The following is a 25,669-nucleotide window of genomic DNA, read 5'->3' as shown; positions in this document are numbered from 1 at the left end:
GCCTGTCTTCAAAGTCCCGCCTGGCCTGCGGGCGGACGGCGCCACTTTGAAGACAGGCCCTGACCCCTCCCGTCCTCTCGCCTACGCCGGTGTGAACCGCAGGGTGAGGATCTGGAACGGGCGCAGCGCCACCCGCAGACCCTCCGCGCCCGTACCCGCCTCGTGCAGCGGTCGTTCCAGCAGGTCGGTGACCTGGGCCTGTACGACGGGGAAGCCGGTCCGCAGCAGGGCCGACGCGCGGTTGCCCGCCGACTCGTAGAGCCGTACCACCACATCACCGCTGCGGTCCTCGGCGAGCTTCACCGACTCCACCGTGACCGCCGGATGGTCGACGGACACCAGCGGCGCCGACGCGGGAGCGGCGGCGACCCGCAGCGGCAGATTGAGCGCCAGCCCCTCGCGCACCGCGTCCGTCACCCCGGCGCCCGGGACCAGCGCGTAGGCGAACCGGTGCGTGCCCAGGTCCGTCTCCGGGTCCGGGCTGTGCGGCGCCCGCAGCAGCGTCAGCCGTACCGTCGTCCCCAGCCCCTCGTCGTGCTCGGTGCGGGTCACGTCGTGGCCGTACGTCGAGTCGTTGACCACCGCCACCCCGTAGCCGGGCTCGGCGACCCGCAGCCAGCGGTGCGCGCAGATCTCGAACCGGGCCGCGTCCCAGCTGGTGTTGGCGTGCGTGGCACGGTGCACATGCCCGAACTGGATCTCGGCGGTGGACCGTTCGGCGTGCACGTCCAGCGGGAACGCCGCCTTGAGGACCTTCTCCGACTCCTGCCAGTCGACCTCGGTGACGACGTCGACGCGCCGGCTGCCGGCCGCGAGCCGGATCTCCTGCACGATCCACGACGTGCCGAACGTACGGACCACCCGGACCGTCGCCCGCAGCGGCCCCTGCTCCACGAGCTGAACGGACTCGGCCGTCGTGAGATCGGTGTGCCGGTGCCGGTAGTGCCGGTCGATGTCCCAGGCGTCCCACTGGTTGGGGTGGTCCGGATGCAGCTGGAGCAGATTGCCCCGGCTGCCCGGCGCCAGGACCTCACGGTCCGCCGTCAGATCCGTCACGGAGGTGAGCAGGCCGTCGCGGTCGACGGTGACCCGCAGCAGCCCGTTGTCGAGGGTGATCACGCCCGAGCCCTCGGCGCGCGTCGTCACGTCCGCGGTCTCGCCCGCGCCCTCGGCGGCGGCCAGCGCCGTCGCGCCGAGCCCCGGCACCCGTACGGCGACCGCCGACCGGCCGTGGCTGTTCAGCGCCTGCACCGCGCTGCCCTCGGGAACGTCCGCCGTGTCGGCCTCGACGACCTCGGTCCGCTCGTACGGCGAGGTGTTGAACACCGCCGCACCACCTCCGGCGGCGCCGCCACCGCCGCCGAGGGCCGCGACGGCCGCCGCCGTGATCTCCGTCAGCTCCTCCCGCACCCGCGCGTAGGTGTCCCTGGCCTCCCGGTGCACCCAGGCGATGGACGAGCCCGGCAGGATGTCGTGGAACTGGTGCAGCAGGACCGTCTTCCACAGCCGGTCGAGTTCGTCGTACGGATACGTGTACGCGGGTGTGCGCAGCGCGGCGGCCGTCGCCCACAACTCGGCCTCCCGCAACAGGTGTTCACTGCGCCGGTTGCCCTGCTTGGTCTTCGCCTGCGTCGTGTACGTCGCCCGGTGCAGCTCCAGATACAGCTCACCCGACCAGATCGGGGCCTTCTGCGCGTACTCCTCCTCGGCGGCGGCGAAGAACGCGGCGGGCTTCTCGATCTCGACGCGCGGCGAGCCCTCCAGGGACCTCAGTCGGCGCGCCTTCTCCATCATCTCGCGGGTGGGACCACCACCGCCGTCGCCCCAGCCGAACGGGACCAGGGAGCGCGAAGCGCGGCCCTTGTCGGCGAAGTTCCGCTCTGCGTGGGCCAGTTCCGACGCGTGGAACTGCGCGTTGTACGTGTCGACCGGCGGGAAGTGCGTGAAGACACGGGTGCCGTCGATGCCCTCCCACCAGAACGTGTGGTGCGGCATCTTGTTGGTCTGGTTCCACGACAGCTTCTGGGTGAGGAACCACTTCACGCCCGCCAGCTTGGCCAGCTGGGGGAACGCCGCCGTGTAGCCGAAGGAGTCCGGCAGCCAGATCTCCTCCGTCCCGACCCCCAACTCCTCCTGGAAGAACCGCATTCCGTGCACGAGCTGCCTGGCCAGCGCCTCGCCGCCCGGCATGTTCGCGTCCGACTCCACCCACATCGAGCCCACCGGCGACCAGTTGCCGTCCGCCACGGCCTTCTTGATGCGCTCCCAGATGTGCGGCTGGTGCTCCTTGACCCACGCGTACTGCTGCGCCTGCGAACAGGCGAAGACCAGCTCCGGGTACTCCCCGGCGAGCGCCGTGACGTTGGCGAACGTCCGGGACGCCTTGCGCACGGTCTCGCGCAGCGGCCACAGCCACGCCGAGTCGATGTGCGCGTGCCCGGCGGCCGAGACACGGTGCGCGCTGGCCGCCGCCGGGCTGGCCAGGACCTCGGCCAGTTCCGCGCGGGCCGCCACCGCCGTACCCGCCACGTCGTGCAGATCGATCACGTCCAGCATGTTCTCCAGGGCGCGCAGGATCTCGTGCCGCCGGGACCGGTCGGCGGGCAGCTCCGCCATCAGCTCGGACAGCACCTCGATGTCGAGCACCAGATGCCACACGTTCTCGTCCAGCACGGCGATGTCGGCGGCGGCGAACGTGTACAGCGGGGTGTCACCGGCCGTCTTCACGTCCCCGAGCCGCGTCGGCAGGAAGTGGGCGGGCATCGACGGGTTCGCCGCCGCTTCGAGGAGCAGATGGACCGCCTCGCCGCCCTCGGCGGGCGCGCCGACCGGGACGTGGCGATTACGCGGGTGGACGCCCTTGATGGGCACACCGGCCGCGTCGTACACCATCCCCTCGGCCTGGAAGCCGGGTCCCTCGCCGGTGAAGCCCGGGTCGATCACGACCTCCACGCGCAGCCCGGCGTACTCGTCCGGCACGACGCCTTCGAGCCGGAACCAGCTGGTGGACCAGGGCGGACCCCACGGTGTGCCGGTGTGGAACGGCTCGTAGGTGGCCTGGAGGGCCTGCTCCACGGGCACCGGCTCGCCCGGCACGTCCCAGACGGAGAGGACGAGCGGCGTCCTGGCCGCGTACTGGGCGGGGCGGATGAACTGGCGAAGGGCGCGTTCGAGCCGGCCCTCCACCAGGGTGCGGTCGTCGTGCATCGAGGCTCCTCAGATCTACGGCTCAGCCTTCCGGAACGGCAGACTCCAGGTGTCCGGCCGATCTCGCAACCCCTCACTTCCCCCCAGAAGCACCAGGCACTCACCGTCACACCGTCCCGCATCGTCATGAGTGGCCGGAGGCGAGTGGGGAATGCATCTGGGGAGAGCGTTCAAGAGAGGCAGCTCGTACCGACAACGGGGGCATGGGGGAGATGGGGGACATGAGAGGCACGGGGGAGCAGGCGCGGCTGCTGCGCAAGCAGTTGCTCCGCAGAGTGGAGAGCGCCGACCTCACGGCGGTGCCCGAGGTGCGCCACGCGCTGCGCGAGCTGCTGAGCCACTGGCGGGAGCGCGAGTCGGCGGAGGTGGCGGAGCTGCTCACGAGCGAGCTGGTCACCAACGCGCTGGTGCACACCGAGCACGGAGCGGTCGTCAAGGCGACGGTCGCCGACTCCCGGCTACGGGTGGAGGTACGGGACTTCGTCGACGCTCCGCCGACGCCCAACGCGCCGACCCAGGACGACGGGACGCACGGGCGGGGGCTGGTCCTGGTGGACGGACTCGCCGACGCCTGGGGGGTGCGGACCCAGGGGCTGGGCAAGATGGTCTGGTTCGAGCTGAACGGTGAGGCGGCCTGAGCCCCGGACGCGACCGCCGAACGGGGAGGCATGACACAAGGGACCGGCGTGACGGTCTCCCGCCACGCCGGTCGTCTGTCCTGTGCTCACCCGGGGTGAGGCGCCGCGCCGCGCACGACGCTCAGCCGAACTGCTGCTCCAGATGCCTGAGTTTGCGCTCCAGGGAGTCGAGCCGGGGCAGCGCCTGGGTGTCGTCCTCGGCGGTCAGGTCGACGGTGCGTGCCTCGTACCCTTTCACCGGCTGGAGAGAGGGCTGGGACCGTACGGGCGACGGGTCGGCCTCGCGCAGTTCGCCTATGACGGGCTCCGGAGAGGCGGCACCGACAGCGGGCGGCGCACCGCCGCCGCCGGCCACGGCCGGTACGGGCGCCGCTCCCGGCAACTCGACCTGGCGGCCACGGCCGCGACCCCAGGCCCGGTGCTGCCGGTTGAGGGCCTTGATCCTCGCCCGGCCCAGCTTCTCCTGCTCGCGCCGCTGGTGCTTGTTCCGCTCCTTCTGCCTGCGGTCCTCGCGGACCTCGTCGACCGCCTCGTCCAGCGTGCGTACGCCTTCGAGGAGCATCAGCGACCAGGCGCCGAACGTCTCACGGGGCGCCCGCAGCCAGCGGACGATCCGGATCTGCGGCAACGGACGGGGCACCAGGCCCTGTTCGCGCAGCGCCGCCCGGCGGGTCTGCTTCAGCGCCCGGTCGAAGAGCACGGCGGCCGAGAGCGACATGCCGGCGAAGAACTGCGGCGCACCCGCGTGCTCCATGCCGCGCGGCGCGTGCACCCAGTTGAACCAGGCGGCGGCACCGGCGAACGTCCACACCAACAGCCGCGAGCCGAGCGCGGCGTCGCCGTGGCTCGCCTCCCGCACGGCCAGTACGGAGCAGAACATCGCCGCCCCGTCGAGGCCGAACGGCACGAGGTACTCCCAGCCGCCCGTGAGATTGAGGTTTTGCCGGCCGAAGCCGACGAGGCCGTGGAAGGAGAGCGCGGCGGCCACCGCGGCACAGCAGAACAGCAGCAGATAGGACGCGCTTCCGTAGATCGCTTCCTTCCGTCTGCGGCGCTCCTCGCTGCGCTCCCAGGAGTCCTCGGCCGCGGTCTTGACGCCGGCGCGTTTGCCGCGCGCGATCAAAGCCACCGCCACCAGAACTCCGATGAGCATCACGCCGCCCGGAAGCAGCCAGTTGAGCGGTGGGTCGGTCAGTCGCATGCGGGGTCCCTTGCATCGCAGTGGGGCGTTTCGGGCGCCATATTGGCCGAACCACGGCTGCGCGCAGGAGGGTTTCGGGGCAAGAGGACGCCAACGAGGCGACAGAATACGCGAATAGAAGGACTCTGCTCGAACGGACGGGCGAAGGGCCCGAGTTGCTTTCGAATCCGACCCGCCCTCATACAACCCGGACGAGTGGCATGGTCCAACGAAGGGCGCGTGAAGGTCAGTTGCGGCTTGCGCTCAGCCGCCGGACCCGGTCGGCGTCGCACGTACGCGGGCAGGTCACGCAGGTGTCCTCGGGCCGCAGCGTGTAGAAGAAGCAGCAGCTCGCCCGGTCCCTGGTCGGCAGCGATTCGCCGCCGGGGCCGCGCAGTTCACGGAAGCCCGCCGTACCGACGTACGGCTTCGTCGTCCCCGGCAGCAGCAGATCGAGCTCGGTCATCGCGCGCCGCTCCTCGCCCAGCAGCTGCGAGATGTACCAGAGCCCCTCGACGATCTCGTCCGTCGCCATGCCCCACAGGGCGTGGTTGCGGCGCCGCATGCGGGGCCCGAACGCGGCCAGTACCGGGCCGAGATGCTCCGCCACCGCCGACCGCACCTCCGCGCGCAGCGCCTCCTCGTCCGGTACGACCCTGGCGCCCGGCAGCCCGGCGGCCGGATCGCCGGGAAGGCAGGCGAACTCGGTGACACGGACGGCGATGCGGCCCCGCGCCCGCTGGAAGGAGACGTGGTCCACCGGGATGCGCGGCACCCGGCGGCTGACGAACCACGGCACGGTCATCAACAGGCAGACGGGCCAGGCGTACCGGTGCAGTCCGAAGGTCGCGACGACATCGGGGCGGGCGCGCTGACCGTAGTCGCGCACCACCTGTGCCTCGTCCCACGCGAGAAACGTGTCGACTGCGGATCCGCCCGCCGCGAGATCGGTCGCCCCGACCCAGCCGTCGCCCGCCGCCGGACGCTCACCGTCCGTCAGCTCGTCGATGCCCAGCGAGGGGAAGACCTCGGTCAGCCGCCCGTAGGCATCGGCGACCGGTGAGGAGAACCGGCCGGGCAGCAGAGCACGCGAAGACATTCCTGGGGACCACCGAATCGCGATCGATTGAAGGTGAGGCTTACCTTACCCGACACGAATCATGTTTGAACTGTCACCCTGTCCGCCTATGGTGCTCCGGGGGCCCGGTTCGCGCGAGCCGGGACGACCGCGAACGTGAGGGCCGGAGGAGGACGCGCGATGGAGCAGGGCAGCGCGCACGACGACGCGACCGCGCCCTCCGCCCGCCAGGAGCCGGCCGTGAGCCCGCGGCCCGCGCCGTCGCCGGGCCGGACACGGGCCGCCGGCTCCCCGCGAGTCCCGGAACAGGCGCGCGGCGAGCACACGCACGACGCGCCCCGCGCCGTGCCCGCCACCTCGCCCGAGCCCGGCGCGCGCCGGACGGTCCGGCGGCACTCCGTACGCGGCCAGATCCTCGACGCGCTCCGTACCGCCCTCGTCAGTGGCGAGCTGGTGCCCGGCGAGGTCTACTCCGGGCCCGCGCTCGGCGAGCGCTTCGGCGTATCGGCCACCCCCGTGCGCGAGGCCATGCAGCAGCTCGTACTCGAAGGCGCCGTCGAGGTCGTGCCCAACCGCGGCTTCCGGGTCGCCGAGCGCACCGCCCGCGATCTCTCCGAGCTGGCCGAGGTACGGGCGCTGATCGAGGGCCCCGTGATACTGAGGCTGGCCCGTACCGTCGCCGCCGACCGCTGGGCGCCACTGCGCCCGCTCGCCGAGGCGACCGTCACGGCGGCGGCGCGCGGCGATCTCGCCGCCTACGCGGACCACGACCGCGCCTTCCACGGCGCGCTCCTGGGCCTCTCCGGCAACCGGCAACTGGTGCTGACCGCCGACGGCCTCCACCGCCGCGCGCAGTGGCAGCTCGCCGGTGGGCCGAGGACCGTCAGGGCCGCGCTCGTCGCGGACGCCGCCGAGCACTCCGCCCTGCTCGACGCGCTGATCGCCGGGGATCTGCCGGTCGTGCGCTCGCTCGTACGGGAGCACTTCACCGGCGGCGCGGGCTGAGTGCCCCCGGCGCGTCCGCCGGGTACGTACCCGGCTTTGGCACCGCGCGCGTGTACGGGTAGCGTCACTCACTCTTCATCTTCCGGTCACCCACACCACGGGACGTCATGCGCGCCAGCAGTGCTCGTCAGCCCATCCCCACAACGGACCGGGCAGGTCTGTCAGGACGGGACCGGCTGCCGTCCCTGACCGGTCTGCGGTTCTGGGCCGCTCTGATCGTGGTGCTGTACCACCTGTCGCGGCAGGTCGGGGAGATCCCCTGGATCAGCGAGGCCACCTGGTACGGGCGCAGCGGCGTCACCTTCTTCTTCGTCCTGTCAGGCTTCGTACTGGCCTGGACCTACGACGGCCAGCGGGTGCCGGCCAAGGCCTTCCTGTGGCGGCGCTTCGCCCGCATCTGGCCCCTGCTGGTGGTGACGTCGGCGGCCTCCGTGGCCGTCTGGATCGCGATCGGCAAGGAGGTGTCCACCAAGGCCGTCCTCGCGACGCTGCTCATGGTGCACGCGTGGGTGCCCGACACGGTCATCCAGAAGGGCGCGAACCCGGCGGCCTGGTCGCTCAGCGACGAGGCCTGGTTCTATCTGATCTTCCCGCTCCTGATGCTGCTGCCGATGCTGAAGTCCGGCCGGGGCCGCTTCTGGGTCGTGGTGACGATGACCGTCGCGCTCGTGGGCGTGTGGTTCGCGAGCGCGCTGATCGGGACGGGCTCCACCCGGGTCTGGCTGCTCGACTACTTCCCGCCGACGCGCATGCTCCAGTTCGTCATCGGGGTCGCCGCCGGGCTCGCCATCAAGCGCGGCTGGCGCTCACCCGTCGGGCTGCCGGCGGCGATCGCCCTGGTCGCGCTCTGGCACGTGGCGCTCGTCCCGTGGCGCGAGGCCGCCCCGGACGGCCTCTGGTACAGCCCGTACAGCGCCTCCCAGCTGCTCTCCGCGCCGATCTTCGCCCTGCTGGTGTGCGCGGCGGCGCAGGCGGATCTGCGGGGCGGCCGTACCGGTCTCGGCGGGGCATGGGCGGTACGGCTGGGGCACTGGTCGTTCGCCTGGTACCTGGTGCACGAGATCGTCATCCGCGCCATGCTCGCCCGCTACGGCCGCACCGAGTCACTGACCACCACCGCCGGGTTCTGGCTGCTGGCGATCGTGATCAGCCTGGCCGTCGCGGGGATGGCGTACCAGTGGGTGGAACACCCGCTGGAGCGGCTGCTGCGGAGGGCGGGGCCGCAGGCGAGGAAGAACCCGGCGTCGTCGGGCGAGACCAGCCCCGCGACGTCCGGGTCACTCGGCTAGGCCCTGTCCGGCCCGCGGGGGCCGGCATGCGCGCTCGCCGCGTGGTCGTACTCGGCCGAGTACGACCGGTACGGGGCCGGTCCTCTGCCGTGCACCGCGCCGGACGCCGCGCGCCCCGCCCTTCGGGCGGGCGGCGCGCTGCTTTGGAGACAGGCCCCAGGAGCCGGTTCCTGGGCGGGGTCCGTGGCCGGCCGGACGCGTCCGGGCCGTCCACTCCAGACCCGGCCGCTTCCGATCAGGCCGCGGTGCTCGGTGCGAGTTGTGCCGCCAGCCAGGTCGGGACGCCGTCCAGCAGCCGGAACAGCCGGCCCGCCTCCGCGCGCAGCCGCGTCGCCTCCGGCTCCGGTTCGGCGTCGGCCAGCGCGGCGAGCGCCGGAGCCGTACCGACCAGATAGCCCAGCTCCTCACGGATCCGCAGCGACTCGCCGAAGCCGTGCCGTGCCTCCGCCAACTCGCCCTCGCGCAGGGCGAGTCCGGCCAGATGGCGCCAGGTGAAGGAGAGCAGCAGCGACTGTCCGTGCGCGGTGGCGCCCGCGTGGGCGCGCCGGTACGCGGCGAGGGCCGACTGCGGGGAGTCCGAGAGGTGTTCGGCGATCAGGCCCCGCCGGAAGTCGAGCAGCGGCCGGCCGGGCGCCGTCGGGGCGAGCAGCGCGGCGGCCCTGCCGAGCGCGGCACGCGCCTCGTCGGCGCGGTCACGCACTCCGAGGACGGTGGACGCGTAGGCGAGATGGCCGCGCTCGCACGCCGCGCCGCCCCGTTCGTCGTCCTCGCGCGCCGTGGCCTCCGCGACCCGGAGCGCGTCCTCGGCCTCCGGCCAGCCCTCACCCGTGAACAGGCAGCGCTCCACCAGCAGTGACGCCCGCTGGAGAGAGGGCCCGGCTCCGGGGTGGGGCGCGAGCAGAGCGGCGGCGTCGGTCCAACAGCCGCGCGAGCGCAACCGCCATATCGCGGTCTGGAGTGGGTCGTCACCGGTAGTGAATCCGGAACCAGACATGGCGGTATCCGCCACATTGCCCTCCCCGAGCGCGCCATTGTGCTGTTGAGTTCTCACGCATCTCAGCACGGATCGGCACGCCGGGCCAATAGTTCAGGTGAAAAAATTCACAATGCCTTGGTCAACAAGGGGTCGACAGAGGGTTGTCCGACGCTCCGTCAGGACGGCCGGAAGCGCCGTTCCGCAGGGTCCCCCTGGGTAGGGCCGACGGGCTGACCTGGGAGGTTCGCCGTCCGCCCGGCGGTGGGGAGTTCACCGCGCGGGCCGCCACGGGCCGCTCCCCGGCGCACGGTTGGATCTCACCCGTGACCGCAACGGGTGACGGCCGTCAACGTGGCACCGGGTGACGCGTGTCGGGCGCGGTCAGCTCATCCGGAGCGCCAGGAAGAAGTCGAGCTTGTCCTCCAGACGGGACAGGTCGCGGCCCGTCAGCTGCTCGATGCGCCCCACCCGGTACCGCAGCGTGTTCACGTGCAGATGCAGCCGGGCCGCGCACCGCGTCCAGGAGCCGTCGCAGTCGAGGAACGCGTCGAGCGTCGGGACCAGTTCGGCGCGGTGGCGGCGGTCGTACTCCCGCAGCGGGTCGAGGAGCCGCGCGGTGAACGCGCGCCGGACGTCGTCCGGGACGAACGGCAGCAGCAGTACGTGCGAGGCAAGCTCGTGGTGGCCGGCCGCGCACACCCGGCCGGGCCGTGCCGCGGCCACCCGGCGGGCGTGTCTGGCCTCCTCCAGCGCGCCGCGCAGGCCCTCGGCCGAGTGCACGGCCGCGCTGACACCCAGGGTCAGCCGGCCGTCGTCGGCGAGTCCTGCGGACAGTGGCTGGCGTACGGCGCCGAGCAGCACGTCGGCCCGCAGGCTCGTGTCCGCCGGCTTCGCGTCGGAGGCGCCCCCGGCCGGCGCCGTACCGTCCTCGCCGTCCTCGCCGTCGTCCCCGCTCCCGCCGTCACCGCCGTCCTCGGGGCCGGCAGCCACCGCCAGCGGTACCAGCGCGACCGCCTCGCCACCCGTACGGGCCACCGCGATCCGGTCGCCCGACTCCATGCCCGCCGTCGCGGGATCGACCAGGATCTCCTCAAGCACCGACTGGGCGACCGGGCCGGTGCCGGCCGCGTCGCCCTCGCCCGCGGCCTCGCCGTCCCAGTCGACGCGCGCCACGACGATCTGCCAGTGCGGGGCCGCCCCTTCGCCGGGCAGCAGGACCGGCGCCGCGACCCTCAGCCGCGCCGAGATGTCGGCGGGCGGGGCGCCGCTCTGGACGAGTTCAAGGATCTCCTGGGCGAGCCGGCGCCGTACCGTACGCGCGGCGTCCCGCCGCTCCCGTTCGACCGCGATCAGCTGGGTGACGCCGTGGAGCAGATCCAGCCGGGGTGCTCCCCACTCGCCGGCGTCCGCCTCCACGGCCAGCAGCCAGTCCGCCAGGACGCTCTCGCGTACCTCCGTGCCCGGAGCCCCCGGAGCCCCCGGAGCCCCCGGAGCGTCCGCCGCGCCGCGTCCGGCGACGCGCACGGGGAACAGCGAGTACGTCCTGCCGTCCACGGCCACCCGGTACGGCGCCCGCCGCCCCGCCCGCGTGGCCGCCAGATGCTCCGTCGCCAGGGCCGCGCCCGCCGCGCCGGACAGCGGCTCGCCCGCTCCGGCGATCCGCCGCCCGGTGGGCGAGAGCACCCAGGCCCGCAGGTCGAGGTCCGAGCCGAGCAGGTCCAGGACGACCTCGGGGCCGCCGCCGGCCGGGCCGGACGTCATCAGCCTGCGGTGCCGGTCGACGACGGCGGCGAGGTCCCCGGCGCGCTCGCCGGACACCTGCCGCACCACGTACTCGGTGATCGCCGCGAACGCGACGGACTCGTTCACCGCGAAGAGCGGCAGCCGGTGGCGCAGGCACGCCGCGACCAGGTCGTCCGGGATCGCGCCCTGCTCGGCCTCACCGGCGGCCAGCCCGGCGACCCCGGCGCTCGCGAGGAGCCGTACGAAGGGCTCGGAGTCCTGGGGCGTACGCCGCCAGGCCAGGCCGGTCAGGACCAGTTCGCCGCCCGACAGATAGCGGCTGGGGTCACGCAGATCGGTGGTCATCACCCCGCGTACGGTCCGGTCGAGTTCGTCCCGGCCACCGAGCAGCCGCAGGCCCAGCGCATCGGTCTCCAGCAGTGCGCGCAGCCGCATCTCGTCGCCGCCGATCTCTTCTCTCGTCCTGGATGAGCCGTGGTCCGCGAGCGTCCGCCGCATCGCCTTTTGTTCGAATCTACAAGACCCGGAAGCCGCCCAGCCAACTCCTTCATGGTTTCGGTGACTGCACCGGACGGAGCACGGCCGGTGTACTTGGGCCACACAGCGTTAACAGCTAGTGAATATCCGCATGAGACAACCGGACCGGGAACGGGACCGAGAAGCGGATCGAAGATCCGGACCGGCGACCGGACCGGCAGCAGGGACTCCGGCCGTCCCCCGGGCTCCAGTGAACGACCGATCACGAATGAAGAGAGCCACTCATGGACTTCCTTCGCCCCGCCGGCTGGGAGGAGGCTCTGGCCGCCAAGGCCGAGCACCCCACAGCCGTACCCATCGCGGGTGGTACCGACGTCATGGTCGAGATCAACTTCGACCACCGGCGGCCCGAGTACCTCATGGACCTGGGCCGCATCGGCGAACTGAGCGAATGGACGGTCGGCGAGGAGCACGTCCGCCTGGGCGCCTCCGTCCCGTACACCCGCATCATGGAGAACCTGCGGACCGAGCTGCCCGGACTCGCGCTCGCCTCGCACACCGTCGGCTCGCCCCAGATCCGCAACCGCGGCTCCGTCGGCGGCAACCTCGGCGCCGCCTCACCCGCCGGTGACGCGCACCCCGCGCTGCTCGCCGCGGGCGCCGAGGTGGAGGTGGAGTCCGTACGCGGCGTCCGCCGCATCCCCGTCGAGGAGTTCTACACCGGCGTGAAGCGCAACGCGCTGGCCCCGGACGAGCTGATCAGGTCCGTCCTCATCAAGAAGGCGTCCGGACCGCAGCAGTTCTCCAAGGTCGGCACCCGCAACGCGATGGTTATCGCGGTCTGCGCGTTCGGCATCGCCCTGCACCCCGACACCCGCACCGTGAAGACCGGCATCGGCTCCGCGGCGCCCACCCCGCTGCGGGCCCGCGCCGCCGAGGACTTCCTCAACGCGGCGCTGGAGGAGGGCGGGTTCTGGGAGAACGGCAAGGTCATCACCCCGTCGGTCGCCAAGCAGTTCGCGGACCTCGCGTCCGGTGCCTGCAACCCGATCGACGACGTGCGCGGCACCGCGAAGTACCGCCGCCACGCGGTGGGCATCATGGCCCGCCGCACGCTCGGCTGGACCTGGGAGCAGTACCGGGCCGGCGGCACCACGCTGGAAGGAGCTGCATAGCGATGCGCGTCAACTTCACTGTCAACGGCCGTCCCCAGGAGGCCGACGACGTCTGGGAGGGCGAGTCCCTCCTCTACGTCCTGCGGGAGCGCATGGGCCTGCCCGGCTCTAAGAACGCCTGCGAGCAGGGCGAATGCGGCTCCTGCACGGTCCGCCTCGACGGTCTGCCCGTCTGCGCCTGCCTCGTCGCGGCCGGCCAGGTCGAGGGCCGCGACGTCGTCACCGTCGAGGGCCTCGCGGACTTCGCCAAGGAGCGCGAGACGCACGGCGGTTGCGCCTCCGCGGGCTCGTCGGGCGACGCGGGCTCCGGCGCCTGCGGTACGAGTCTCCAGGGAGCCCGGCGCTGGCAGGCCAAGGGCACCGACTCGCAGACCGGCGAAGGCGGCGACCTCTCCCCGATCCAGCAGGCGTTCATCGACGCCGGCGCCGTGCAGTGCGGCTTCTGCACCCCCGGTCTGCTGGTCACCGCCGACGAGATGCTGGAGCGCAACCCCTCGCCGTCCGACACGGACATCCGCGAGGCACTCTCCGGCAACCTGTGCCGCTGCACCGGCTACGAGACGATCCTCGACGCGGTCCGCCTCGCGGCCGCCCGGCAGTCCGAGGCGGTATGACCATGGCGACCACCGGCACACCCACCGACATCACACAGGGCTCCAGGACCAGGGGCGGCATCGGCGAGTCCACCCTCCGCCCCGACGGCACCCTCAAGGTCACCGGCGAGTTCGCGTACTCCTCCGACATGTGGCACGAGGACATGCTGTGGGGTCACACCCTGCGCAGCACCGTCGCGCACGCCGAGATCCGCTCCATCGACACGGCCGAGGCGCTGGCCGTCCCCGGCGTGTACGCGGTCCTCACCCACGACGACCTGCCGGCCGCGGTGAAGCGCTACGGCCTGGAGTGCCAGGACACCCCCGTCCTCGCCCACGGCAAGGTCCGCCACCACGGCGAACCCGTCGCGATCGTCGCCGCCGACCACCCCGAGACCGCGCGCCGCGCCGCCGCCAGGATCCGGATCGACTACGCCGAACTGCCGGTCGTCACCGACGAGGCGTCCGCGACGGCCGAGGGCGCGCCGCTGGTGCACGAGCACCGCGACGACCACCACGCGGAGCACGTACCGCACCCGAACATCGTGCACCGCCAGCCCATCGTGCGCGGCGACGCCGCCGGGGCCGCGGCGCGCGCCGACGTCATCGTCTCCGGCGAATACGTCTTCGGCATGCAGGACCAGGCGTTCCTCGGCCCGGAGTCCGGCCTCGCCGTACCGGGCGAGGACGGCGGAGTGGATCTCTACGTCGCCACGCAGTGGCTGCACTCCGACCTCCGCCAGATCGCGCCCGTCCTCGGTCTGCCCGAGGACAAGGTCCGTATGACGCTTTCCGGCGTCGGCGGGGCCTTCGGCGGCCGTGAGGACCTGTCGATGCAGATCCACGCGTGCCTGCTGGCCCTGCGCACCGGCAAGCCGGTCAAGATGGTCTACAACCGGTTCGAGTCCTTCTTCGGGCACGTCCACCGCCACCCGGCGAAACTCTGGTACGAGCACGGGGCCACCAAGGACGGCAAGCTCACCCACATGAGGTGCCGGATCGTGCTGGACGGCGGCGCTTACGCCTCCGCGTCCCCGGCCGTCGTCGGCAACGCCTCCTCGCTCTCCGTGGGGCCCTACGTCGTCGAGGACGTCGACATCGAGGCCCTGGCGCTCTACACCAACAACCCGCCCTGCGGCGCGATGCGCGGCTTCGGAGCCGTACAGGCGTGTTTCGCCTACGAGGCGCAGATGGACAAGCTCGCCGCGAAGCTCGGCATGGACCCGGTGGAGTTCCGCCGTCTCAACGCCATGGAGCAGGGCACGCTCCTGCCCACCGGCCAGCGCGTCGACTCACCCGCGCCCGTCGCCGAACTGCTGCGCCGCGTCAAGGCGCGCCCGATGCCGCCCGAGCGGCAGTGGCTCGTGGCGGGCGAGGCGGCCGACGTACGGGCGCTGCCCGGCGGGCTGTCCAACACCACGCACGGCGAAGGCGTCGTACGGGGCGTGGGTTACGCGGTCGGTCTCAAGAACGTCGGCTTCTCCGAGGGCTTCGACGACTACTCCACCGCCCGCGTGCGGATGGAGGTCATCAACGGGGAGCCGGTCGCCACCGTGCACACCGCGATGGCGGAGGTCGGCCAGGGCGGTGTCACCGTCCACGCGCAGATCGCCCGCACCGAACTGGGCGTCGCCCAGGTGACGATCCAGCCGGCCGACACCCGGGTGGGATCGGCCGGTTCGACCTCCGCGTCCCGTCAGACGTATGTCACGGGCGGCGCGATCAAGAACACCTGCGAGCACGTCCGCGAGAAGGTCCTGGAGATCGGCCGCGCCAGGTTCGGCACGTACCACCCCGCCTGGGCCACGGCCGAACTGCTCCTGGAGAGCGGCAAGGTCGTCACCGACGGCGGGGAGGTCCTGGCCGATCTGGTGGACGTGCTGGAAGGCGAGTCGGTCGACCTCGAACTGGAGTGGCGCCACCGCCCCACGGAGGCGTTCGACCTGCGTACGGGGCAGGGGAACGGCCATGTCCAGTACTCGTTCGCCGCGCACCGCGCGGTGGTCGAGGTCGACACGGAGCTCGGCCTGGTCAAGGTGGTCGAGCTGGCCGTGGCGCAGGACGTCGGCAAGGCGCTCAACCCGCTGTCCGTCGTCGGCCAGATCCAGGGTGGCACCACCCAGGGCCTGGGCGTGGCGGTCATGGAGGAGATCCTCGTCGACCCCGTGACCGCGAAGGTGTGCAACCCGTCCTTCACGGACTATCTGATCCCCACCATCCTCGACACGCCGACCATCCCGGTCGACGTGCTCGAACTGGCCGACGAACACGCGCCGTACGGGCTGCGTGGCATCGGCGAGGCCCCGACCCTGTCGTCCACCCCCGCCGTGCTCGCGGCGATCCGGAACGCGACGGGCCTGGAGCTGAACAGGACCCCCGTACGGCCGGAACATCTGACCGGCACCTGACGGGCACCTGCCCGGACGCTCCGGTCGGCGCTCACCCGTGCCGGCCGGAGCCCCGGCCGCCGCCGCACCGCTCGCGGCGGCACCACACACCGTTACACCCTCGTAAGACAACCCAGTTCGCCTCGGGCCGTCCCCCGGGTCGTGCAGCCCACGCACCATCCCAAATCCCGCATCTGAAGTCTTTCCGCGGGTGCCCCTGTGAACCTTGGGAGTAGGCACCATGACCCAGCAGTCCGTGGAGCCCGTGACAACCGCCGAGGACGCCGGCCCAGGCTCGCGTCCCCCGGCCGGAAGGTCCTGGCTCGACCGGTATTTCCACATATCCCAGCGGGGATCCACCGTCGCGCGTGAAGTGCGCGGCGGCGTCACGACCTTCATGGCCATGGCGTACATCCTGCTGCTCAACCCGCTCATCCTGGGCGGGAAGGATGTCGCGGGCAATGTGCTCAGCCAGCCCGCGCTCATCACCGCCACCGTCCTCGCCGCGGCCGTCACCACGCTGCTGATGGGCTTCGTCGGCAAGGTGCCACTGGCGCTGGCCGCCGGCCTCTCCGTCTCCGGCGTCATCTCCACGCAGGTCGCCCCCCACATGACCTGGCCGCAGGCCATGGGCATGTGCGTGATGTACGGCGTCGTGATCATGCTGCTGGTCGTCACCGGCCTGCGCGAGCTGATCATGAACGCCATCCCGCTCGCGCTCAAACACGCGATCACGATGGGCATCGGCACCTTCATCGCGCTGATCGGCCTGGTCAAGGCGGGCTTCGTACACGCCTCGCAGGGCGGCGGGCCCGTCACCCTGGGCCCGGCCGGCGAACTGGCCGGCTGGCCCGTCCTGATCTTCGCCGTCACACTGCTGCTGATCTTCATGCTGCAGGCGCGCGACGTGCCCGGCGCGATCCTGATCGGCATCGTCGCCGGCACGGCCGTCGCCGCCGTCCTCAACGCCACCGGTGTCATCGGCGCTAAGGCATGGGCGGGCGGAGCGCCCGAGCTGACCGGCGGCGCCGTCTCCATGCCGGACTTCTCGCTCTTCGGGGACGTGGAGTTCGGCGGCTGGGGCGAGGTCGGCGCGATGACCGTCGGCATGATCGTCTTCACGCTCGTGCTCGCCGGTTTCTTCGACGCCATGGCGACGATCATCGGCGTCGGGACGGAGGCCGGGCTGGCCGACGACAAGGGCCGGATGCCCGGCCTGTCGAAGGCGCTGTTCGTCGACGGCGCGGGCGGTGTCGTCGGCGGTGTCGCGGGAGGCTCCGGCCAGACCGTGTTCGTGGAGTCCGCGACCGGTGTGGGGGAGGGGGCCCGTACGGGCTTCGCCTCCGTCGTCACCGGACTCTTCTTCGCCGCCTGCCTGTTCTTCAGCCCGATCACCCAGATCGTCCCCGGCGAGGTCGCCGCGGCGGCCCTGGTGGTCATCGGCGCGATGATGATGCAGAACGCCAGGCACGTCGACTGGAGCGACCGCGCCGTCGCCGTACCGGTCTTCCTGACCGTGGTGATCATGCCGTTCACCTACCAGATCACCGCCGGAGTCGCCGCCGGCGTCATCTCCTACGTCGCCATCAAGATCGCCCAGGGCAGGGTCCGGGAGATCGGCGCCTTCATGTGGGGGCTGACCGTGATCTTCGTGGTCTTCTTCGCGCTCCATCCGATCGAGGGCTGGCTCGGCGTGAGCTGACGCCGTCCGGGCCCGCGCCGGCGCCGGCGCGCCGCGCCCCTCCCCACATCCGATACTGAGAGAACAGAGGAGGCCGACATGCTGGACATCGCCGAGGAACTGAACCGGTGGGTCGAGCAGGGACGGGACTTCGCCGTGGCCACGGTGGTGGCCGTCGGCGGCAGCGCGCCCCGGCAGCCGGGCGCAGCCCTCGCCGTCGACGGCGAGGGCACCGCGATCGGCTCGGTCTCCGGCGGATGTGTGGAGGGCGCGGTCTACGAACTGTGCCGGCAGTCCCTGGACGACGGCGAGACCGTCCTCCAATCCTTCGGCTACGGCGACGAGGACGCCTTCGCCGTCGGCCTGACCTGCGGCGGTGTCATCGACATCCTCGTCACCCCGGTGCGCGCCGACGCTCCCGGCAGGGACGTGTTCGCCGCCGCGCTGTCCGCCGCCGCCGGAGGGGAGGCGGCGGCCGTCGCGCGGCTCACCGACGGACCCGCCGAACTGCGCGGCCGAGCGCTCCTCGTACGCCCCGGGGGAGCGTACGAGGGGACGCTGGGCGGCCATCCGGCGCTGGACGAAACGGCGGCGGACGAGGCCCGCGCCCTGCTGGACGCGGGCCGCACCGGCACCGTCACGATCGGCGAGGACGGCTCGCGCTGCGGACGGCCCCTGACCCTCCTCGTCGAGTCGAGCGTGCCGGCCCCGCGCATGATCGTCTTCGGTGCCATCGACTTCGCGTCCGCCCTGGTCAGGGTGGGGAAGTTCCTGGGCTACCACGTCACCGTCTGCGACGCCCGCCCCGTCTTCGCCACCCGCGTCCGCTTCCCGGACGCGGACGAGATCGTGGTGGACTGGCCGCACCGCTACCTGGAGTCGATCTCGGCGCGGACCGACGGCCGTACGGTGCTCTGCGTCCTGACCCACGACGCCAAGTTCGACGTCCCCCTGCTGCGGCTCGCCCTCAAGCTGCCCGTCGCCTACGTCGGCGCCATGGGCTCCCGGCGCACGCACCTGGACCGCAACGAGCGGCTGCGCGGTGTCGGCGTCACCGAGCTGGAGCTGACGAGGCTCCGCAGCCCCATCGGCCTGGACCTCGGGGCGCGTACGCCCGAGGAGACGGCCCTGTCGATCGCGGCGGAGATCGTCGCGAACCGGCGGGGCGGCACCGGTGTCTCACTGACCGGCGCCCACACCCCGATCCACCACGACGGGAGCCGGGCCCCCGCGGGCCGTATCGGTTCCGTCGCCTGATTCCGCGCGCCCGTCGCCGGCCGGCCGCCGTCCCCGGAGCACCGCACGGGTCAGGTGGCCACCCCGTGAGGCGATCACCGCGGCCGACGCCAGGGCCGCCGCCGCGACACAGACCACCAGAGCGGGCCACACGTACACCACCTGGCCGAACGTGCCCTCCCGCCGCATCAGCAGCCCCACCAGATCGGCGAGCCACACCAGGCAGGCGACCGGGAGCGCGTACGGCAGCGTCCGCAGCCCCGCACGCCACAGCGGGCGCCCGGCCGCGCGCCGGGCCCAGCGCGGCGCGCGTACGGTGCCGAGCGTGCCCAGCCCCAGTGCCAGGAGTGTCAGCGCGGCGAGGACGTAATCGGCGGTCACGGAGAACGGCTCCCTGATCTCCGCCGCTCGGCCCTCGGCCAGATCCCGCAGGCCGTCCGAGATGCCCACGCTGTCGTCGCCGGAGACCATGCCGGTGTTGCTGACGACGGCGATACCGGTCTTCCGGTCCGGCAGCAGGATCTGGATGGCGTTCTGGGTCAGCAGCGAGCCGGTGTGCTGGAGCGGCGGCGACTTCTTCCCGCCGCCCTCCCCGCCGCTCCTGGCGCTCGCCTCGCTGAACAACCAGCCCATGGCGTAGTTCTCGCCCTCGGGCGGTGTGTGCATGATGTCCACGCTCCGTGCGGAGACGACCCGCCGGCCGTCCGCGCCGACGCCACCGTTGTTCTGTGCGATCAGCCAGCGGGCCAGGTCGTCGGCGGTGGTCACGACACCGTGGCCGCCCGCCGTGAACCAGCGCGGGTGCGCGCGCTCCACCACGCGGCCGTAGGCCCGTACGTACCCCCGCGCGTCCTCGGGCATGTCGGTGGTGGAGTCGACGGAACGCGAGTCCGTCATCCGCAGGGGCGCGAAGACACGGTCACGGAGGCGGTCGGCGAACGGCTCCCCGGTGACCACCTCGACCAGCCGGGCCGCGACGAAGTAGTTGGGGTTGTGGTAGTTCCACCGGGTCCCCGGCTCGGCGGCGAGACGGGCCCCGCGCATCCGGGCCACCGCCCCCTTCAGCGTGTGCGCCTGAGGCAGTGCCAGATCGGGGAAGGCCGAGTCGGCCATGCCGGACGTCTGGTCGAGCAACTGTCGGACGGTGATCCTCGCCGCCCGCTCGTCGGCCATGGTGAATTCCGGCAGGTAGCCCCGGACGGGCCGGTCGAGGTCGACCTTCCCCTCCTCGACGAGCTGCATGACGGCGAGCGCGGTCATGGACTTGGAGAGCGAGGCCACCGGGACCGGCGTGCGCCCCGTCATGGCCGTTCCGCCGGCCGTGCGCCCGTAGCCGCCGGTATGGACGACCTTCTGACCCCTGGTCACCGCCACCACGGCGCCGGGCAGCCCGGTCTCCGCCAGATAGCCGTTCACGAAGCGGTCTATCGCGGCGGGGGTCAGTCCGGCGGAGGCCGGCCCCGGCCCCGCGAGCGCGGCCGGGGCGGGGCCCGCCAGGGCGACGACCGCGACCCCGAGCACGGCGCCAAGCCGCCTCGCCGCGCGCCGAACACCCACGAACCCCCGCCACCCGCCTGCCGGGCCGCCTTTCGTGCCGGGCCCGCCCGTCCGGAGCCGGTTCGTGCGGCGTCCGTTCGTGCCGGGCCGGTTCGTCCGGAACCCGTCTGTGTTGGGCGCGAGCGCGGTCGGGGCGGTGGGCGTGAGGCCGAGGGCGGCAGTGGGCCGTCCCGTCGTGCGTCGGAGGGGCGCGAAGCCGCGGCGACCGTCCGTCCGGCGACTGCCTGACCGGCGGTTCGTGCCGGGCGCGAGTACGGGCGGGATGAGGCCCGCCGGGGCGACGGCCGGGAGGCCGAGCGCGGCGATGAGCCGTCCCGCCGTGCGGCGGGCGGGCGCGGAGCTGCCGTGCCCGTCCGTCCGGCGACTGCCTGCCGGGTCGCCTTTCGTGCCGGGCCTGCCTGTCCGGAGCCCGTTCGTGCCGGGCCGGTTCGTGCCCGGCGCGAGCGCGGCCGGGGCGGGGCCCGCCGGGGCGGCGTCCGTGGGGCCGCCGGGACCGGCCGCCGGGTGGTCGTTCGTGCCGAGTCTGTTCGTGCTGATCCACATGACCCGTATCCCACCGCCCGCCGCGGGTCCGGGTCATTGGCGTGCGTGGGAGTCCGAAGGTAGTGCTGGTCCTACTGTCCGGACCACGGCCCGCGGCTACGGTCGACGGGTGCACCATTCAACAGCCTGGCGGGCCGTGGGCCGCAGCCCGTGGAAGTTCCTCATCTCCTCCTGGCCCTGGCGTTCGTTCCTCTATCTCCTGACCGGCGGTGTCTTCGGCGCGCTCGTCCTGGCGGTCCTGGCGGCGATGACACTCGCCGGTGTCGTCTCCCTGGTCGTGGGTGTCGGGGCCGTACCGCTCCTCGGCGTGGGCCTGTCCGGCATCGTCGTCAGCCGTGTCGAGCGCGTGCGGCTGCGCCTGATGGACCCCGACCCGCTCCCCGACCCGCACCGCCCGCCGGCCGTCCCCGGGGTGCGCGGCTGGCTGGCCACCCGGCTGCGGGAGCCCGCCACCTGGCGTGAACTCGGCTTCACCGCCGCGTCGTTGGCCGCGATGTGGTGGATGGACGTGCTGGTACTTGGGGTCTCGCTCGCCGTCCCGGTGCTCCTCGCCACCTCGCCCATCGGCGATCCGGACGCCTGGCCGCTGGCGGTCGTCGCGGTGTGCCTGGTGCCCGTCGCGCCGTACACCATCACCGTCTGGGCCGGTGCGCGGGCCGCCATGACCCGCGCGATCCTCGCCCCACGCGACGGTGAACTCGGCTGGCAGCTGACCGAGGTACGGGCCTCCCGCGCCCGGCTCGTCGGCTCCTTCGACGCCGAGCGCCGCAGGATCGAGCGGGATCTGCACGACGGGGCCCAGCAGCGGCTCGTCTCGCTCAACGTCCTGCTCGGCATGGCACGGCTCGACGCCGAGCCGGGCTCGTCCGTCGCCCGGCAGCTCGACAACGCGCAGGAACAAGTAACCCTGGCCGTCGACGAGTTGCGCGAGCTGAGCCGGGGTGTGCACCCCAAGGCGCTGACGGACCACGGACTGCCCGAGGCGGTCGGCAATCTCACCGCCCGCTCGGTCCTGCCGGTCACCGTCGACATCCGGCTGCCGCACCGGCCGCCCGCCGCCGTGGAGACGGCCGCGTACTTCGTCGTCGCCGAATCCCTCGCCAACGCGACCAAGCACAGCGCGGCGACCCGCGCCGAGGTGCACGCGCGGCTGCACGCCGACGTCCTGACGCTCAGCATCAGCGACAACGGTGTGGGCGGCGCCGATCCGGCGGCCGGGACCGGCCTGGTCGGCCTCGCCGACCGGGTCGCCGCCGCCGACGGCAGACTCCGGATATCCAGCCCGGCCGGCGGCCCCACCCTGCTGCACGCGGAGATCCCATGTCGCTGACCGTCGTCCTCGCCGAGGACTCCCCGCTGATGCGCGACGGCCTGGTCGGTGTCCTGACCCGGTTCGGCCACCGGCTCGCGGCCGAGGTGGGCGACGCGGACAGTCTGATCACGGCGGTCCGCGCGCACCGGCCCGACATCGTCGTCACCGACATCCGCATGCCGCCGGACCATTCCGACGACGGACTGCGCGCCGCCGTCGCCCTGCGCCGCGGACACCCCGCGCTGCCGGTCCTGGTGCTCAGCCAGTACGTGGAGCAGTCCTATGCCGCGCGTCTGCTCGACCTCGGGAGCGACGGCGGGGTCGGCTATCTGCTCAAGGACCGGGTGAGCGCGGTGACGGACTTCGTCGACGCGGTCGCCCGGGTCGCGGCGGGCGAGACGGTGGTGGACCCGGAGGTCGTACGCCAACTCCTGCACCGCCGGCACGATCCGCTCCAGCGGCTCACCCCCAGGGAGCGTGAGGTGCTCTCCCTGATGGCGGAGGGACGCGCCAACGCGGCCATCGCACGGCACCTGTACGTGACGGAGGCCGCGGTCAACAAACACGTCAGCGCCATCCTGCAGAAACTGGACCTCCGCGTGGACGGCGAGGGCCACCGGCGCGTGCTGGCCGTCCTCGCGTATCTGCGCGCCTGACGGGGGCGCGGGACAACGGGGTCCGGACGCGGGAGCAGCGGCCGAACGTGTTCAGGACGACGCGCGCCGCACCAACTCGGTGGGCAGCACCGCGTGTTGGTGCGGTGCGCCGGGGTTGTTGATGCCTTCCAGCAGCACCCGCGCCATCGCCTGCCCCATCTCCTCCACCGGCTGCCGTACGGAGGTGAGCTGGGGATCGGTGTGTCCCGCGATGGGGGAGTCGTCGAAGCCGACGACGGCCACGTCCTCGGGCACCCGGCGGCCCGCCGCCCGCAGCGAGTGCAGGGCACCGGCCGCCATCACGTCGGACGCGGCGAACACCGCGTCCAGGTCCGGGTGACGTGTCAGCAGCTCCGTCATCGCCCGGCGCCCGCTCTCCTCGGTGAAGTCCCCGTGCGCGGTCCACGAGGGATCCGGATCGCCGCCCGAGGCGGCCACCGCCTCCTGGTATCCGCCGAGCCGGCACTGCGCCACGTACATGTCCAGCGGCCCGGTGACCGTGGCGATCCGCCGCCGGCCGGTCTCCGCGAGGTGGCGTACGGCGGAGCGGGCGCCGCCGACGTTGTCGGAGTCGACGTAACTCACCCGCTCGTCCGCCGAGCGTCGGCCGCTCAGCACGGTCGGCAGGCCCATCTCCGCGAGCAGGTCGGGCAGCGGGTCGTCGCCGTGCACCGACACCAGCAGCACGCCGTCGACCCGGCCGGCGCGCGCGTACTGGAGGAAGCGCCGGCGCTCGTTCTCGTTCCGTACGAGCGTGAGCAGCAACTGCATCTCCGTGTCGGCGAGACCGGTGCCGACACCGTGCAGCACGTCGGAGAAGTACGGCTCCGCGAAGAACCGCTTCTCGGTCTCGGGGATCACCAGCGCCACCGCGTCGGTACGGCTGCCGGCGAGCGCGCGGGCCGCCCGGTTGGGTACGTAGCCCAGCTCGGCGATCGCGTCCTGGACGAGCTGCCTGGTGGAGTCGCGTACACGCGGGGAGTTGTTGATGACACGGGAGACGGTGCCGCGCCCCACGCCCGCGAGCGCCGCCACCTCTTCGAGCGTGGGCTGGCTGGGCCGGCTCGTGCGTCCCTTTACCACCATCGTGCGACCTCCATCCACGCTCCGTCGGGCACCGTCATCCAACCACTGGGAGCGCTCCCACATTAAGTGGTTGATCATATCGCGGACACTTCCCGTCCGCCGCGCTGCATTAGCTTCAAATACATTCAAAGGTGTCTGCCCTGCACGTAAGGGCATTAGCCTTCCGGTGCGGTCCTACCGGATCGCGGTTGAGTCGCCAGGGAACGGAGTGGAATGCCGAAAGCACAGGGAGTCGCCGGAGCACCATGCTGGGTGAGCCTGCTCGCACGTGAACTGCCGGGCGCCCAGGACTTCTACGGCAAGGTTCTCGGCTGGACCTACCGGCGGGCCGGGCTCGGCGACGACTTCTCCGTGGCACTCACCGACGGCCTGCCGGTCGCGGGCATCGGAGCACTCGCCTCCTCGCTGCAGGTGGCCGTCTCCTGGACGCCGTACTTCAACGTCACGGACGTGGACGAGGCCGCGGCCCGCATCAGGGAGCGCGGCGGCACGGTCGGCGTCGGCCCGCTGGCCTTCCACACCGGCCGCGCGGCGCTCGCCGTCGACCCGGACGGCGCCGTCTTCGGGATCTGGGAAGGTTCGGTGCGCTCCGACTGGTCCATGGGGCGCGGCAGCGGCTCCGCCTCGCTGGATCTGCGGACCAGGGACGCCGTCACGGCGGGGCGCTTCTACTCGCTCACCCTCGGCTGGGAGCCGGAGGGCGAGGGGAAACTGCGCCTGGTGCACGAGGACGACCTGTCGGTGCTCCTCGACGGCGACGAGGTGCTGGCACGCATCAGCGGCGGCGCCGTACAGGCCGCGCCCGACCCGCAGATCCGGCCGCGCTGGCACGTGCGGTTCAGCGTGCGGGACGTGGATGCGGCGGTCGAGACCGCGCTCGCCTCGGGCGGCTCGCTCGTGCCGAGCCCGGACGCGCCCGCCGAGGTGGCCGAGGCGACGCTCCGCGACCCGGACGGGGCGCTGTTCACGGTCGCCGCCGCTTCCTGACCACCGGGTTCCTCCCGATCACCGGACGGGCCGTCCGCGCGGCCCGTCCGGCGGTCGAGGACAGAAGATGTCCGCAAGTCTGAGTAACGTGCGGACCATGGCCTCGAAGACGACGGACCCGCGTTCCCTCCCCGTGCTCAGTACCCGCGCGCTCAACCGCGCCACCCTGGCACGGCAGCTCCTGCTGCGGCGCGCGGCCATGTCCGCCAAGGACGCCGTGACCCATCTGGTCGGGCTCCAGGCGCAGAACGTGAAGCCGCCGTACGTCCAACTTGCCGCCAGGCTCGACGCGTTCGACCCCGCCGAACTGTCCGGGCTGATGGCCTCCCGCGAGGTCGGCCGGATGGTCACGCTCCGCTCCACCATCCACACCCACACCGCCGAGGACTGCCTCGCGCTGCGCCCGTTCGTCCAGCCCCTGATCGAGCGGGAGTTGCGCGTCTTCCGCGACGGCCTCGTCGGAGTGGACCTGGACCGGCTCGCCGCCCTGAGCAGGGAACTGGTCGAGGAACAGCCGCTGCCGCTCAAGGAGTTGAAGGCGTCGCTCGTCGAGCGGTGGCCCGGTGCCGACCCGCTCGCCCTCTCCATCGCCGCGCGGTGCCTGCTGCCGCTCGTCCAGGTCACCCCGCGCGGGCTGTGGGGCCGCAGCGGTCAGGTCACGCTCACGACGGCACAGAAGTGGTTCGGGGCACAGGCGGCCGGCGGCCCCGGCGTGGCGACGGCGGGTATCGCACCGGAAACCGCCGTCCTGCGCTACCTCGCCGCCTTCGGACCCGCCTCGGTCAAGGACATGCAGACCTGGTGCCGGCTGACACGGCTCGGCCCGGTCTTCGAGCGGCTGCGGGATCAACTCCTCACCTTCC

19 protein-coding genes are annotated in these 25,669 nt (G+C 72.6%); 12 read left to right on the top strand and 7 right to left on the bottom strand.

Going from position 1 to position 25,669, the window contains the following annotated elements:
- Positions 1-81: 81 nt before the first annotated feature.
- A complete protein-coding gene (locus GXP76_RS19925; protein ID WP_242572912.1) occupies positions 82-3,207 on the bottom strand; it encodes a glycoside hydrolase family 38 C-terminal domain-containing protein in 3,126 nt (1,041 codons plus the stop codon).
- Between the two features lie 221 nt (positions 3,208-3,428).
- Here GXP76_RS19925 and GXP76_RS19920 point away from each other — a divergent pair, with 221 nt between their 5' ends.
- The gene (locus GXP76_RS19920) at positions 3,429-3,845 is read left to right on the top strand and encodes an ATP-binding protein (protein WP_242572911.1); all 417 of its coding nucleotides are present in this window, start codon (positions 3,429-3,431) and stop codon (positions 3,843-3,845) included.
- Between the two features lie 121 nt (positions 3,846-3,966).
- On the opposite strand, the gene GXP76_RS19915 is transcribed toward GXP76_RS19920, so the two are convergent.
- Both GXP76_RS19915 and GXP76_RS19910 read right to left on the bottom strand, forming a co-directional pair.
- Positions 3,967-5,046 carry a DUF2637 domain-containing protein gene (locus GXP76_RS19915; protein WP_242572910.1) on the bottom strand — a complete coding sequence of 360 codons (1,080 nt, stop codon included), beginning with the start codon at positions 5,044-5,046 and terminating at the stop codon, positions 3,967-3,969.
- A gap of 226 nt (positions 5,047-5,272) precedes the next feature.
- The gene (locus tag GXP76_RS19910) at positions 5,273-6,124 is read right to left on the bottom strand and encodes a (2Fe-2S)-binding protein (RefSeq protein ID WP_242572909.1); all 852 of its coding nucleotides are present in this window, start codon (positions 6,122-6,124) and stop codon (positions 5,273-5,275) included.
- A gap of 159 nt (positions 6,125-6,283) precedes the next feature.
- On the opposite strand from GXP76_RS19910, the gene GXP76_RS19905 reads away from it, so the two are divergent.
- Complete coding sequence (locus GXP76_RS19905; protein ID WP_242572908.1) at positions 6,284-7,108, top strand: GntR family transcriptional regulator; 825 nt, start codon at positions 6,284-6,286, stop codon at positions 7,106-7,108.
- 107 nt (positions 7,109-7,215) lie between these two features.
- Positions 7,216-8,397, top strand: a complete 1,182-nt coding sequence (locus GXP76_RS19900) for an acyltransferase (protein WP_242572907.1) — start codon at positions 7,216-7,218, stop codon at positions 8,395-8,397.
- Positions 8,398-8,632: 235 nt separating this feature from the next.
- On the opposite strand, the gene GXP76_RS19895 is transcribed toward GXP76_RS19900, so the two are convergent.
- Together GXP76_RS19895 and GXP76_RS19890 are read right to left on the bottom strand one after the other, a co-directional pair.
- Positions 8,633-9,391: a hypothetical protein gene (locus GXP76_RS19895; protein WP_242572906.1), complete on the bottom strand. Its 759-nt coding sequence runs from the start codon at positions 9,389-9,391 to the stop codon at positions 8,633-8,635.
- Between the two features lie 363 nt (positions 9,392-9,754).
- Entirely contained in the window at positions 9,755-11,551 is a 1,797-nt protein-coding gene (locus GXP76_RS19890) for a PucR family transcriptional regulator ligand-binding domain-containing protein (protein ID WP_242572913.1), read from the bottom strand.
- Between the two features lie 326 nt (positions 11,552-11,877).
- Between GXP76_RS19890 and GXP76_RS19885 the strand changes: the two genes are divergently transcribed.
- From GXP76_RS19885 to GXP76_RS19865, 5 genes are all read left to right on the top strand, one after another.
- Entirely contained in the window at positions 11,878-12,768 is an 891-nt protein-coding gene (locus GXP76_RS19885) for a xanthine dehydrogenase family protein subunit M (protein WP_242572905.1), read from the top strand.
- A gap of 2 nt (positions 12,769-12,770) precedes the next feature.
- A complete protein-coding gene (locus GXP76_RS19880; RefSeq protein WP_242572904.1) occupies positions 12,771-13,382 on the top strand; it encodes a (2Fe-2S)-binding protein in 612 nt (203 codons plus the stop codon).
- 2 nt (positions 13,383-13,384) lie between these two features.
- A complete protein-coding gene (locus GXP76_RS19875) occupies positions 13,385-15,769 on the top strand; it encodes a xanthine dehydrogenase family protein molybdopterin-binding subunit (protein WP_242572903.1) in 2,385 nt (794 codons plus the stop codon).
- A gap of 220 nt (positions 15,770-15,989) precedes the next feature.
- On the top strand, positions 15,990-17,450 hold the full coding sequence (locus GXP76_RS19870; protein ID WP_242572902.1) for an NCS2 family permease: 1,461 nt from the start codon (positions 15,990-15,992) through the stop codon (positions 17,448-17,450).
- A gap of 78 nt (positions 17,451-17,528) precedes the next feature.
- Positions 17,529-18,686 (top strand): XdhC/CoxI family protein, encoded by a 1,158-nt coding sequence (locus tag GXP76_RS19865; RefSeq protein WP_242572901.1) that lies wholly within the window; start codon positions 17,529-17,531, stop codon positions 18,684-18,686.
- Here GXP76_RS19865 and GXP76_RS19860 read toward each other — a convergent pair.
- Positions 18,609-20,186 (bottom strand): serine hydrolase, encoded by a 1,578-nt coding sequence (locus tag GXP76_RS19860; protein WP_242572900.1) that lies wholly within the window; start codon positions 20,184-20,186, stop codon positions 18,609-18,611. The genes GXP76_RS19865 and GXP76_RS19860 overlap by 78 nt on opposite strands.
- Before the next feature lie 688 nt (positions 20,187-20,874).
- On the opposite strand from GXP76_RS19860, the gene GXP76_RS19855 reads away from it, so the two are divergent.
- Positions 20,875-22,095 (top strand): sensor histidine kinase, encoded by a 1,221-nt coding sequence (locus GXP76_RS19855; RefSeq protein ID WP_242572899.1) that lies wholly within the window; start codon positions 20,875-20,877, stop codon positions 22,093-22,095.
- Positions 22,086-22,733, top strand: a complete 648-nt coding sequence (locus tag GXP76_RS19850; RefSeq protein WP_242572898.1) for a response regulator transcription factor — start codon at positions 22,086-22,088, stop codon at positions 22,731-22,733. Before GXP76_RS19855 ends, GXP76_RS19850 begins: the two co-directional genes overlap by 10 nt.
- A 51-nt stretch (positions 22,734-22,784) precedes the next feature.
- Here GXP76_RS19850 and GXP76_RS19845 read toward each other — a convergent pair whose 3' ends face one another.
- The gene (locus tag GXP76_RS19845; RefSeq protein ID WP_242572897.1) at positions 22,785-23,819 is read right to left on the bottom strand and encodes a LacI family DNA-binding transcriptional regulator; all 1,035 of its coding nucleotides are present in this window, start codon (positions 23,817-23,819) and stop codon (positions 22,785-22,787) included.
- A gap of 213 nt (positions 23,820-24,032) precedes the next feature.
- On the opposite strand from GXP76_RS19845, the gene GXP76_RS19840 reads away from it, so the two are divergent.
- A complete protein-coding gene (locus tag GXP76_RS19840) occupies positions 24,033-24,806 on the top strand; it encodes a VOC family protein (RefSeq protein ID WP_242572896.1) in 774 nt (257 codons plus the stop codon).
- A 97-nt stretch (positions 24,807-24,903) separates the two neighbouring features.
- Positions 24,904-25,669: winged helix DNA-binding domain-containing protein (locus tag GXP76_RS19835; RefSeq protein WP_242572895.1), on the top strand; the 766-nt coding region annotated here is incomplete at its 3' end.

The organism is Streptomyces sp. NP-1717, from assembly GCF_022695985.1.
In the GTDB taxonomy this organism is placed as follows: Bacteria; Actinomycetota; Actinomycetes; order Streptomycetales; family Streptomycetaceae; genus Streptomyces.
The sequence above is the reverse complement of the archived record's forward strand: the minus strand, read 5'-3'. Positions and strand labels throughout refer to the sequence as shown.